This window comes from Hyphomonas oceanitis SCH89, assembly GCF_000685295.1.
Lineage (GTDB): Bacteria > Pseudomonadota > Alphaproteobacteria > Caulobacterales > Hyphomonadaceae > Hyphomonas > Hyphomonas oceanitis.
This window is the reverse complement of record NZ_ARYL01000024.1, coordinates 57,361-69,706: the sequence shown is the minus strand read 5'-3', so window position 1 is coordinate 69,706 and position 12,346 is coordinate 57,361. Positions and strand designations below refer to the sequence as shown.

The following is a 12,346-nucleotide window of genomic DNA, read 5'->3' as shown; positions in this document are numbered from 1 at the left end:
ATCGGCGCACCTCGGAACTGATCAAGTATGCGGCCAATGCCTTCCTTGCCGTGAAGATCACTTTCATCAACGAAATGGCAGACCTGTGCGAGAAAGTCGGCGCCAATGTGCAGGAAGTGTCGCGCGGTATCGGTCTCGATAACCGGATCGGTCGCAAGTTCCTGAATGCGGGGCCTGGCTATGGCGGCAGCTGCTTCCCGAAAGACACGCTTGCGCTCAGCAAGACGGCCAATGATGTCGGCGCCCCCGTCCGTATCGTCGATACGGTCGTCGAAGTGAACAAGGCGCGCAAGAAAGCCATGGCTGACAAGGTCATCGCGGCCATGGGCGGCGATGTGAAGGGCAAGACCATTGGCGTGCTCGGCCTCGCGTTCAAGCAGAACACCGATGACATGCGCGATGCACCGAGCCTCGACATCCTGCCGGCGCTGATGGCGGCCGGCGCGAAAGTTCGCGCCTATGATCCTGAAGCGATGACGGAAGCGGCGCACCTGCTCGAGGGCGTCGATTTTGCGACAAGTCCCTATGACGCGATCCAGAATGCAGATGCCATGGTCATCATCACTGAATGGGATCAGTTCCGTGCGCTGGATTTTGATCGCGTGAAAGCTGCGCTGAACACGAATATCGTGGTAGACTTGCGCAACATCTATTCTCCCGAAGACATGGCGGCCCGCGGCTTCGCCTACACGTCAATCGGACGCCCGTAATTCCCACTTTCCTTTCCAGACCGGATACCAGACATGAAATTCTTCGTCGATACAGCTGATACAAAAGACATTGCCGAACTGGCCGCAACCGGCCTGATCGATGGCGTCACGACCAATCCTTCGCTGATCGCCAAGGCCGGGCGCCCTTTCGCTGAAGTGATCCAGGAAATCTGCGGTCTCACCACCGGCCCTGTCAGCGCTGAAGTCGTCGCGACCGATGCCGAGGGCATGGTGCGCGAAGGCCGCAAGCTGGCCAAGATCGCCGAGAACGTGGCTGTGAAACTGCCGCTGACATGGGATGGCCTCAAAGCCTGCCGCACCCTGTCTGACGAAGGCACGGCCGTTAACGTCACGCTTTGCTTCTCGGCCAACCAGGCACTGCTGGCTGCCAAGGCTGGCGCCGCATTCATCTCGCCCTTTATCGGCCGCCTCGACGACATCAATCTCGACGGCATGGAACTGATCAGCGACATCCGCCAGATCTATGACAATTACCTCTTCGACACTGAAATCCTGGCAGCCTCGATCCGCACGCCCAATCACGTGAAGCTCTCCGCGCTTGCCGGTGCAGACGTGGCGACCATGCCGCCCAGCGTCATCAAGAGCCTGGTCAACCACCCGCTGACGGACAAGGGCCTCGAGGCCTTCCTCGCCGACGCGAAGAAGGCAGACATCAAGGTCTGATGCATCATGGCTGAGGCCGTCGATCGCAAAGGGCGCGTGCTCATCATTGCCGGTTCGGACTCGGGCGGCGGTGCCGGCATCCAGGCCGATATCAAGACCGTGACCATGCTCGGTGGCTATGCCATGACGGCCGTTACGGCCGTCACGGTGCAGGACACTAAAGGCGTTCACGGCGTCTGGCCGGTGCCCATTGATGCCGTCATCGGGCAAATGCGCGTCACGCTGGCCGATATTGGCGCCGACGTGATCAAGACGGGCATGCTGGGGTCCGCCGCGCTGGTTGAGGCCATTGCCGAATGTCTGGACGAGCACGCCTTGATGATCCCGCGGGTGATTGATCCCGTCATGGTTGCGACATCGGGTGACCGCCTTGTCGACGCCAAGGCCGTCGAAGCGATCCGTTCCGAACTGGTGCCGCGTGCCCGTCTGGTGACGCCAAACGCCCCGGAAGCGGAAGTGCTGACAGGCAAGGCCGTCGAATCCATTGATGGCCAGCGCCGGGCGGCGGACCGCCTGCTCGAACTCGGCGCCCATGGCGCGCTGGTCAAAGGGGGTCATATCGGTGGCAGCGTGATCACCGATGTGTTGCAAACCACGACGGGCGAATGGCTATTCGAAAGCCCACGCATCAATACAAGCTCCACGCACGGCACAGGCTGTACGCTTGCCTCTGCGATTGCGGCCTATCTCGGGCAAGGCGTCAGCGTTCCGGACTCGGTTGAGCAGGGGCGTGACTATCTCCTGGGCGCGCTACGGACCGCGAAGGGACTCGGAATGGGCCATGGACCGGTCAACCATGGTTGGCTGCTGGACCGGGAGTGACCCGTTAGGACCTCTGAAGGCCCTGTCAGAAATCGTCGTTTCTGTACGGACAGGCGGTGTGCTTAAAGCGTCTCTCAGGAGATAAGCCGATGACCCAGCCCTTGCCCCTCTACCAGGTTGATGCCTTTGCCACGCGCGCATTCGAAGGCAATCAGGCCTGTATCATGCCCCTGGACGCCTTCCTTCCGGATGATGTGATGCTGGCCATCGCAGCCGAAAACAATGTCGCTGAAACGGCCTATATCGTCCGCACTGGCGAAGGGAGCTGGAACTTGCGCTGGTTCACCCCGGCCGTTGAAGTGCCGCTCTGTGGCCATGCTACGCTGGCGGCTGCGCATGTTCTCTTCACCCATGAAGGCTATGCGGGCGAGACTATTGCCTTCGACACGGTCAAATCCGGACGCCTGACCGTGCGCAAGCTGGAAGACGGGCGGCTGGAGATGGATTTTCCGTCGGGCCCGATAACGGAAATCCCCGTCAGCGACGATGTCGCCGAGGCGCTCGGTGCGCGGCCCGTACAGGCCTGGGGCGGCATGTTCTATGCGGCCATGTTCGAGACGCCGGATGCGGTGCATGCGCTCAAACCGAACCTGAAAGCGCTGGCTTCGCTCGGTGTGCCGGGCGAAGGCTGGGACCGTGGCAATTTCGGTTGTTTTGCGCCCAGCGGAGACGGCGTTGATGTGACCAGCCGGTTCTTTGCGCCGGGCAGCGGCATTGATGAAGACCCTGCCACAGGCAGCTGGCACACAATGCTGGCGCGCGTCATGTCGGAGCGGTTCGGGATGGATGCCTTGTCCTGCTTTCAGGCCTATCCCGGGCGAGGTGGACGGATCGATACGCTCCTGCAGGGCGATCGGGTTAAGCTCTCCGGCCATAGCGTGACCACAGTCGAAGGCCGCTTTTTCCTGCCGGTGTAAAATCGCGTCTCACGTGCGGCTATTTGCGGGCGGCATGAAAGGTCGATATTGGTTTCGCAGGCCCTAACGGCAGCCTTGTGGATTATTCAATATGAGATTTCGATCAGGCGTGCGTGGTATTCGGCGATCAGTCCTTTTGGGCGCGTGCAGTCTGCTTGTCGCAGCATGCTCTGTGGCGCCAGCGTCTGACCCCAAGCCGGTATCATGCGACGCGACCATGTTGGGCGTGGACCGTACGATAAAGGTAACGCCTAGGACGGGACCGATTGATGCGCTGCTGAAAGACTACGAAGTGGTCCTGACATTCGATGATGGACCCGATCCGAAGCGAACGCGCGCTGTGCTCGACACGCTCGACAAGGAATGCGCCAAGGCAACCTTCTTCCTGTTGGGGAATCAGGCGAGCCGCTATCCCGCAATGGTCCGTGAAATCAGCGCAAGAGGCCATTCTGTTGGCAGCCATACATGGTCCCACGCAAATCTGGTGAACATGAGTGATGCGAGGGCGAAGGACGAGATTTCGCGCGGCCAGGAAGCCGTCAATGTTGCGCTGACCAGTATCGACAAGCGGTCCTTGATGTTTCGCTTTCCATACGTCGCGACGACGCCGGACTTGTCCCGGATGGTACGGGACATGGGCCTGCTTGAAGTCGGCGTGACCGCTGATGGCGCCGACTGGACCCGCATTTCGCCGGAAGATGCCGTGGACCTGGTGTTTCAAAAGCTGTCGATGGGCGGCAACAAGGGTGTGATACTCCTGCATGATCCCTTTGACCGTTCAAGCGTGCGCACGGCGCTGCTTCTGTCGCGGCTGAAGCAGGACGGGTACAGGATTGTCGCCCTCGAAACCGCAAATTCTACCCGGTAACCTTTCGCTCTTGATGGCATGATATGTGCAGTCGCTATGGGTAAACTGACGCGCATTTCGCGCCAGTTCCTCGCGCGTGCTTAGGGAGCATTGTCTTGTCAGAGCGTGGAATCATGTCGCGTTTGCGTGTCACTCTGGTGCCTTGTGTCATCGGTGCGGCGACATTCGCCCTTGTGGCAAGCGGCTTTTCGCTGACGCTTCGACGCGCCGCACCCGTACCGGACATGAATGTTTTGAGCCCGAAACTCGCTGCCTATCGCGACCATGCCGCCGACTATGACACCGTCTTCATCGGCACATCGCGCACCTTTTACCATATCGTCCCTGACGAGGTGGAAACCGCAATGGAAGCCGAAGGCTGCCAGCGGCCCAACGTATTCAATTTCGGCGTTTTCGGCCTGACCGGCGCGGAGCAGGACTGGCTGCTGGATCAGGTTCTGAACGCTGGGCAAGGCGCTTTGCGCACCGTTATTATTGAAGACCCTCTACCTGAGGCGCGCTCGCTGGACGATGCCACGAATGAACGTGCGCGCTTTTTCCATGCACCATCAGACTATTCCCCCACGTTGAACAGTATCAGCTCGTTCCCCGAATCTGCGCCGAAGAAGGTTTTCCGGCTTGGCATATTTGGCGCCGGCGCCGCCTACGATCTCTCCGGTGTTGGCCGGGCGGCTGAGTTTTTCTTCCCGGCGCCCGTGAAGCCAGCGCCTTATGCGATGGATATGTCGTCAGACGGGTTCGAAATTCTGGGATCGATTTCGTCGCCAGACATTGAGGCGCGCCGCAAGGATTTCGTGGATCATCCGGAAAAGTATGACGAAGCCTTGGCGCGCTATGGCGCGGCCAGCGACGAAGCTGTCGAGGCGCGGGCTGTCTATCTCGAAGAACGCCTTCGCAGTCTCAAGGCGCAAGGCCTGAATGCAGCGCTCTTCATCTCGCCGGACCCGGAGGAGCTGGACCGCACGCCCCGTGTGGGTATCGAACTTGCGCGTATCGCGCCGGACCTTTCTGTGATGAATTTCAACCGGCCGGATGTCTATCCGGACCTTTTTGGTCGAAACCTCTGGTTCGATCACAGTCACTATGGCGAGGAAGGCGCGCGCAAGCTGAGCCGCCTGGCCGGGGCAGAGCTATGCCGCGATCTGAAGCAGTCGGATGCAGGAGGTCAGCATGCTGTTCGTTGAGCCACGCTTCTTCCTTTTCTTTGCCGTCGTTTTCGGTCTCGTCTGGATTTTGAGAAACAACCTGTGGCGCAAGCGCGTCCTGACGCTGGCCTCTTATGTCTTCTATGGCGCCTGGGACTGGCGTTTTCTGGGCCTGATCCTGCTGATCACCGTGATCAGCTATGTGGTTGGCGCGGCCGCCAGCCGTTATCCTGCGGGTCACAGGACGCGAAAACTTGCTCTGACGGCCGGGATCGTTGCCTCGCTCGCGCTTCTCGGCGTGTTCAAATACTTCAATTTCTTCGCTGACAGCTTTGTCGATTTTGCCGGCATGATGGGCTTCAGTGCGGGATCGGTGACGCTGAACCTCGTTCTGCCTGTAGGCATCAGCTTCTACACCTTCCAGGCCATCTCCTACATGGTGGATGTCCATCGCGGTGATATTGGCGCGCGGCGCTCTTTTCTCGATGTGGCCTTCTATATCGCCTTCTTCCCGCAGCTGGTGGCCGGGCCGATCGTTCGGGCGTCGGAATTCATTCCGCAGATGGATACAGCCCGCAAATGGGCGGATGTCAGCGTGCGCGCCTGCCTGACGCTGTTCCTGATCGGCTTCATCAAGAAGGCCTGTATCTCGGATAATATCGCGCAATATGTCGACGTCATCTTTGCAGACCCGTCATCCTTTGCCGCGTCGCAGGTCGTCGCCGGCGTGCTGCTCTACGGTATCCAGATCTATTGCGACTTTTCAGGCTATTCGGACATGGCAATCGCCTGCGCAGGCCTGCTCGGCTACAAGTTCCCGGCTAACTTTGACTCGCCTTACCTGTCGGCCAATATCCAGGATTTCTGGCGTCGCTGGCATATCAGCCTGTCCTCATGGCTGCGCGACTATCTCTACATTCCGCTGGGGGGCAATCGGCGCGGTAATGGCCGCCGGGATGTCAACCTGATGACCACGATGGTGCTGGGCGGCCTCTGGCACGGTGCGTCGTTCAATTTCGTGATCTGGGGCTTCCTCCACGGGATTGCGCTGATCATTCAGCGCTTCTGGCACCAGCTTGTGGCACGCCGCGTCCCGGCCATGGGGCTTCTGGGTGGGTTCATTGGTGGCGCTGTGACCTTTTACTGGGTGAACCTGGCGTGGATCTTCTTCCGGGCGGCAGACCTTGGCGAAGCGCTGAGCATTTCAGAGACATATCTGACATGGTCCTCGGCCGGGCAGAACATGCTGCCCATCGCTGTCTGGCCATTCCTCGCCTTTCTGGGCCTTGCGCACTGGCTGTCACACCGGTTCGGCGCACAGGAAATGATCGAGCGCCTCGCGCCCAATCGCTTTGCGGTGACCTATGGGGCGATTGTGGCGATTGCGATCGCCTTCGTTCCGCTCGGCTATCGCCCGTTCATCTACTTCCAGTTCTGAACGGGCGCCGTGCCCTTTGGTACCTCTGGCCGGACTCGAACCGGCACTCTGTCACCAGAAACGGATTTTGAATCCGTCGCGTCTACCAGTTCCGCCACAGAGGCCCTTAACAGGGAAGGCTTCTCCTGCCGCATGGCAGGCCGTCCTGTCAATCATCTCGACGCGGCGGGAGAAGGCCGCTAACACAATGCACATGCCAAACGCCTCTTTTGCCGCCGAGCGGACCTTGTTGCAAACCCTTGAGGCCATGGCCGCAAGCGCCCCTGAAGAGGGGCTGACGCTGCGCGATATCATGGATCAACTGGACGAAAGCGCGTTCGGCGCCGGGCTGTTCTTCCTGGCGCTGCCCTGCTGCATTCCATTCCTTTATGGCGTGCCACAGGTGGTTTCATTGCCCATGATGGCCTTGGCAGGCCAGATGGCCGCTGGCCGTTCGCAGCCATGGATGCCGGAAAAGTTCGGCGAGCGGAAAATCGACCGCAAGGGCCTGACCCAGATGGCCAGGGGCGGACGTAAGTGGCTTGGCTGGATAGAAACCTTCACGAAACCAAGGTTTAAGGTAATTACGGGGAAGCGATCCGAGCGGATTATCGGCGCTTTCCTGTGCCTTTTCAGCGCATCAATTCTGCTGCCGCTGCCGATGACGAACACCGTACCGGGCTTTGGCGTGGCGTTGGCGAGCTTTGGTCTGATCAACAAGGACGGTATTCTGGTTATCCTCGGACTATTGCTGGGGCTGGCCTGGATATTCGGGCTGGTCGTGTTGGGACCAGTCGCTTTGCTGGCCCTGATCGGTGCCGCGAAGGACACAATCATGGGTCTCACGCCATCGTGACGCTGCGCCGCATTGTGGGTGCCGGCAATGGCGGTGTTAGTGGCAGGATGTTGAAGCTCCAAATGCTCTTGAGGGACTGGACGTGGCCTGCGGCAGCGCTGGTCATATCCGCGCTGATGATCGCCATCGCGCACGGCTTCCAGACGTTTGGCGGCCTTGCGCCCTGTCCGCTCTGCCTGCGCCAGCGGGAAGTCTATTGGGCATTGATCGCCATGACCGTCACAGGCCTCGCTATCTGGCGATGGCAGCCAAAGCGGCGCTTCCTCGTGGCGCTGAACGTGCTGATCGGATTGGTGTTTGGCGTCGGCGCAGTCGTGGCCGCGTACCACGCTGGCGTTGAATGGAAGCTGTTCCCGCCACCCGCCGGATGCGCTGCGGCTGCGGCGGTGGACCCCTTCGCGATCCGGGACCTGAACCAGAATTTCCACGTGGCTGATTGTACCGCAGCACCCTTCTACATCCTCGGCCTGTCCATGGCCGGATGGAACGGTGTCGTCTCGCTGATCCTGTCAGCGCTGAGCTTTGTGGCAGCTGCAGCGACAGTGCGGCGCTAGAGGCCTAAAACTTTGCGCGCAATAATGGTGCGCTGGATTTCGTTCGTGCCCCCATAGATCGACTGGGCGCGGCCGGCGAAATAGGCTGATACATCTTTTGCGGCGTGGAGAGGCAGGCCGATATCCGCCGCGTTTGCACCGAAACCTGGCTGGGCAAAGGCGGCGGCTGTGTCGAGGAAAAGCTCGGTAATCTGCTGGTGAGTTTGCGTCGCGAGGATCTTGATCGTCGATGCTGCATCACCCGGAGATCCCCCCGAAGAAAGCCCGGATAATACCCGAAAGACCGTCATTTCGAGCCCGTCAACAGCCATTTCGGCCTCGGTGAGCTTGCGGGCGAAGGCCGCATCATCGATCAGGCGATGGTTGCCGCCATTCGGAATGGAAGAGGCTAGTTCGCGGGCATGCCGCAACATGGCGCGCTTGCCGCCAATGCGGGCGTAGGATGTGCGCTCGAAGCCAAGCAGGTATTGCGAATAGGTCCAGCCCTTGCCCTCTTCGCCGATGCGATAGTCCTCAGGCACTTTCACATTGTCGAACAGGACTTCGTTGAGCACGTGCTTGCCGTCGATCGTGATGATCGGGATGAGCGTTACACCGGGCGCGTCCATCGGGCAGCAGATGAAGGTGATGCCTTCCTGCTTCTTGCCTTCACTGCTCGTGCGCGCGAGCAGGAAGATCCAGTCGGCATGCTGGGCGGCGGAAGTCCATATCTTGTGGCCATTGAGTGTGTAAGTGCCGTCTTCCAGAACGGCGCTGAACTGGAGCGAGGCGAGGTCTGAGCCCGCGCCCGGTTCGGAATAGCCCTGCGCCCAACCGACAGAACCGTCGCGAATGCCCGGCAGCCATTTGGCTTTCTGATCGTCGGACGCAAATGTGTAGAGCACGGGGCCGACATAGACGACGCCCATCGGCGTGACGGTCGGCACGCCAGCGCGCTCAAGCTCTTCATCGAAGACATATTGCTCCTCGACCGACCAGCCGGGACCGCCATATTCCTCAGGCCAGGCACTCGCGAGCCAGCCTTTGGCACCAAGCGCCATTTCCGAGCGGCGGATGTCTTCGGTTGTCAGGGATTTTCCCGCCCGGTTTTTCGCGATGATCTCCGCAGGAAACTCGGTCTCGAAGAAGGCCCGTACTTTTGCACGAAAGACTTCGGTTTCAGGGCTGAAGGTGAGGTTCATCTTTGGCTCCGCAGCAGGCGTTGCTAAAGCCTAGGCAAGGTCCCTGTCGTGACAAGCCCTGCCGCGACGTCGCTTCGAATACGTCTGGTGTGAGCTGCGTCAGTCCTGCCGGGGCAGGGTGAGACCGCCTTGCGTTGCGGTAATGGGGCGGATGCTGCCATCCTCATTGAAATAGAGGTGTTCTGCGCGAACCGAGCGGCGGCCCATTGCGCCTTCCACACCATCAATGCTGAGCGCCGCATTGTGATAGAAGAAATACCAGTCGCCCCTGAATTCGACGATGCCGGGATGGATCGTGAAACTGTTCTCGCCTGGGCCCATGATCTTTCCGCGATAGGTCCAGGGACCTGTGACGGTTGGCGCAGTCGAATAGTAGATCTGTTCGTTCTCGTTCTCCGCTTCGTCGATGCCGGCATAGGCCATGTAGTAGAGGCTGCCGCGTTTGAAGAGCCACGAGCCTTCCTCGAAATGCGTCAGGGCAACCTTCCGGACCGGCGCGGCGAAGCTCACCATGTCGTCCGCCAGCGGCGCGTAATAGAGATTGGCATTGCCCCAGTAGAGCCAGAACGTCCCGTCCTCGTCCTCGAAGACGGTGGGATCAATGTCATCCCATGTGTGCGGGCCGTCCGTTTCTGAATTTGCGACGAGCGCCTTGCCGAGCGCATCAGTGAAGGGGCCTGTGGGGCTATCTGAGACCGCGACACCGATGGACTTGCCGTGATCCGTCTCATCATGCTCGACGGCAGTGTATAGCCAGAACTTGCCGTCCTTCTCGATCGGTTCAGATGCCCAGGCGTCGGCGACCGCCCATTTGAAGTCGGTCGGTTTCATGATGGCGCCATGATCGGTCCACGTTTTCATGTCGTCTGTTGAATAGACGCGCCATTCCGTCATGCGGAACATCTCGCCTTCGCCGGCCTCGTCGTGCCCGACATAGAGGTAGACGCGCCCGTCATGGACTATGGGGGCAGGATCTGCCGTGAAAATGTTGGTGATGATCGGATTGATGGCCTGCGTGCCGTCAGGCGCAGCGCTGTATGGCCGAGAGGCCGGGCTGGCGCAGGCGGCGAGCGTGGCGATCAGAGCTATCGCTGCAAGGCGGTTCGACATGGCATCTTCCTCCCACAGTCTGCCATTTCTGACTGTCCGGACTGGCAGTTCTGAAGTCAAGTTAGCGCTAACTTTTTTGCGGTGCATATAGCGGGCAAAAGAAAAAGCCCTCCCCGTTTCCGGAGAGGGCTTTTCTGGTTCGCGCGCGGAAAGCCTCAGGAGGCCTTCTGCGTCTCGATCCAGGCGTCGACCTTGCGCTCAAGCAGCTCAAGGGGCAGTGAGCCGCCACCGAGAACCGTGTCATGAAAGCCGCGGATATCGAACTTGTCGCCAAGTTCGGCTTCGGCCTTCGCACGCAGCTCCTGGATCTTGATCATACCGATCTTGTAGGCGGTCGCCTGACCCGGCATCACGATGTAGCGCTGCACTTCCGAGCGAGCCTGCGTTTCCGTGATGGCGGCATTATCAAGGAAGTACTGAACGGCCTGTTCTTCGGTCCAGCCTTTCGAGTGCAGGCCGGTGTCGATCACCAGGCGGATCGCGCGCCAGATTTCCGAGCCCAGGCGACCGAAGTCCGAATAGGGGTCGGCATAGGTGCCCGGCATTTCCTTGGCGAGCCATTCGGCATAAAGACCCCAGCCTTCGGCATAGGCCGTAAAGCCAGCCTGTGTGCGGAACATCGGAACGCCTGTCAGTTCCTGCGCGATCGAGATCTGCATGTGGTGGCCCGGGATGCCCTCATGATAGGCGATCACTTCGAGTTCGCGCTTCGGCATGGATGTCATGTCCGAGAGGTGCGCGTAATAGATGCCGGGGCGCGAGCCATCCGGTGTGCCCGGATAGTAGTGCTGGGCGGCGCCGTCCTGTTCGCGGAAGGCCTCGACGCGCTTCACGACAAGATCGGCTTTGGGCAGGATGCCGAAATAGTTCGGCAGCTGTTCCTTGATGCGATTGATATCGGCCGTTGCGTCAGTGATATAGGCGAGACGCCCTTCATCCGTATTCGGATAGTAGAAGCGCTCGTCATCCTTGCTGTCGCGCAGCATGGTGAAGAACTCGTTCAGCGTGCCCTCAAACCCGACCTGCTCCTTGATGGCTTCCATGTCGCCGCGCAGGCGGGCGACTTCCGAGAGGCCAAGTTCGTGAATCTCGTCGGCAGTCATCTGCGTGGTTGTCTGGGTTTCGAGGCGATAATTGTAATAGGCGGCGCCATCTGGTTGGAGGTAGGCGCCGACCGGCTGGGTCGAGTCCGGCGAGTTGGCCATGTCAGCCGTCGCGAAGGCGATCACGTCTTCATACGCGGTGAGGAAATCGCCCTTGAGGGCTTCTTCCGCTTCGGCGAGGAAGACGCCGCCTTGCACCTCATCAATGCTGCCATTGTCGACCAGCGCCTGGATATCGGATTTGACATCAGCATAAATGGCGCTGTCTTCACCGTCCGTGAACGGCGCACCAGTGATGATCTTTTGCGACTGATCGATCACGCCTTCATAAGCGAATTTTGGCGCGTGCACGCCGCGATCGGCAGATTCCTGCGCCACATTGATCGCTTCATGCAGGGCGCGGGCGCTGCCGCTGATGCGCTTGATGTAGGCGGTCATGTCTTCCGGGGTGTCGACCGTGTGGAAGCTGATCAGGAAGGTCGGCAGGAAATTCTGGATGCCGTTCATCTGGTCGAACACGAAACCGTTGTAACGGAAGGCCGCGCCTTTGGCGGCTTCGTCATATTGGTACTTCCAGATATCGTAGGACATCTTGTCGTCCGCCGAGAGCGCGTCATAGTCGAACGAAGCTTCCATTTCCTCGGTTACTTCTTTCAGCCACGCCAGTTGTTCATCCTGGCAAGCCAATGTCATGCAATCGATCTGATCGTTCTTGTCCTTACGGCCAAGGAAGGTCAGCCCCATCGGGCTGAACTGGAGCTGTTCTTCGTATTTGGCGTCAAACCAGGTATTCAGCCGGGCACTCAATTCAGACTGGGTTTCGACCGGTGCTTCGGCGACGGGTGCGGCATTCAGTGGTTCCGCAGGGGCTGGCTTTGTGGCGCAAGCCGACAAAACAAGGGCGAGGGCGATGATGGAAACGGAGCTGCGCATGTATGAGGGTCCTCCCGGCATTTTCCGATTAACGATATGTGAGCTA

Annotated in this window: 12 protein-coding genes and 1 tRNA gene; 9 read left to right on the top strand and 4 right to left on the bottom strand. The window is 59.7% G+C overall.

All coding sequences use genetic code 11. The features are described 5' to 3' along the window. The 7 genes from HOC_RS14685 to HOC_RS14655 form a co-directional block, all read left to right on the top strand. The coding region (locus HOC_RS14685) for a UDP-glucose dehydrogenase family protein (RefSeq protein WP_035539878.1) at positions 1-710 on the top strand (710 nt) is incomplete at its 5' end. A gap of 33 nt (positions 711-743) precedes the next feature. Next, positions 744-1,394, top strand: coding sequence for a fructose-6-phosphate aldolase (gene fsa, locus HOC_RS14680; protein ID WP_035539876.1), 651 nt, complete (start codon positions 744-746; stop codon positions 1,392-1,394). Positions 1,395-1,400: 6 nt separating this feature from the next. Then, positions 1,401-2,216 carry a bifunctional hydroxymethylpyrimidine kinase/phosphomethylpyrimidine kinase gene (gene thiD, locus HOC_RS14675; protein ID WP_035539874.1) on the top strand — a complete coding sequence of 272 codons (816 nt, stop codon included), beginning with the start codon at positions 1,401-1,403 and terminating at the stop codon, positions 2,214-2,216. 89 nt (positions 2,217-2,305) lie between these two features. Continuing rightward, positions 2,306-3,133 (top strand): PhzF family phenazine biosynthesis protein, encoded by an 828-nt coding sequence (locus HOC_RS14670; protein WP_035539871.1) that lies wholly within the window; start codon positions 2,306-2,308, stop codon positions 3,131-3,133. Positions 3,134-3,350: 217 nt separating this feature from the next. Further along, positions 3,351-4,001, top strand: coding sequence for a polysaccharide deacetylase family protein (locus HOC_RS14665; RefSeq protein WP_051624935.1), 651 nt, complete (start codon positions 3,351-3,353; stop codon positions 3,999-4,001). Positions 4,002-4,096: 95 nt separating this feature from the next. Next, a complete protein-coding gene (locus HOC_RS14660; protein WP_156950502.1) occupies positions 4,097-5,185 on the top strand; it encodes a hypothetical protein in 1,089 nt (362 codons plus the stop codon). After that, positions 5,172-6,584 (top strand): MBOAT family O-acyltransferase, encoded by a 1,413-nt coding sequence (locus HOC_RS14655; protein ID WP_035539918.1) that lies wholly within the window; start codon positions 5,172-5,174, stop codon positions 6,582-6,584. Before HOC_RS14660 ends, HOC_RS14655 begins: the two co-directional genes overlap by 14 nt. 17 nt (positions 6,585-6,601) lie before the next feature. Here HOC_RS14655 and HOC_RS14650 read toward each other — a convergent pair. After that, positions 6,602-6,688: transfer RNA gene (locus HOC_RS14650), tRNA-Leu, on the bottom strand. An 83-nt stretch (positions 6,689-6,771) separates the two neighbouring features. On the opposite strand from HOC_RS14650, the gene HOC_RS14645 reads away from it, so the two are divergent. Together HOC_RS14645 and HOC_RS14640 are read left to right on the top strand one after the other, a co-directional pair. Continuing rightward, entirely contained in the window at positions 6,772-7,419 is a 648-nt protein-coding gene (locus tag HOC_RS14645) for an exopolysaccharide biosynthesis protein (RefSeq protein WP_084146348.1), read from the top strand. A gap of 47 nt (positions 7,420-7,466) precedes the next feature. Then, a complete protein-coding gene (locus tag HOC_RS14640; protein ID WP_035539915.1) occupies positions 7,467-7,973 on the top strand; it encodes a disulfide bond formation protein B in 507 nt (168 codons plus the stop codon). Here HOC_RS14640 and HOC_RS14635 read toward each other — a convergent pair. The 3 genes from HOC_RS14635 to HOC_RS14625 all read right to left on the bottom strand — a co-directional run bounded on the left by HOC_RS14635 (position 7,970) and on the right by HOC_RS14625 (position 12,300). Next, a complete protein-coding gene (locus HOC_RS14635) occupies positions 7,970-9,154 on the bottom strand; it encodes an acyl-CoA dehydrogenase family protein (protein WP_035539865.1) in 1,185 nt (394 codons plus the stop codon). The genes HOC_RS14640 and HOC_RS14635 overlap by 4 nt on opposite strands. Before the next feature lie 99 nt (positions 9,155-9,253). Further along, positions 9,254-10,264 carry a glycoside hydrolase family 43 protein gene (locus HOC_RS14630; RefSeq protein WP_035539863.1) on the bottom strand — a complete coding sequence of 337 codons (1,011 nt, stop codon included), beginning with the start codon at positions 10,262-10,264 and terminating at the stop codon, positions 9,254-9,256. 155 nt (positions 10,265-10,419) lie between these two features. After that, on the bottom strand, positions 10,420-12,300 hold the full coding sequence (locus HOC_RS14625) for a DUF885 domain-containing protein (RefSeq protein WP_035539860.1): 1,881 nt from the start codon (positions 12,298-12,300) through the stop codon (positions 10,420-10,422). Between the last annotated feature and the right edge of the window lie 46 nt (positions 12,301-12,346).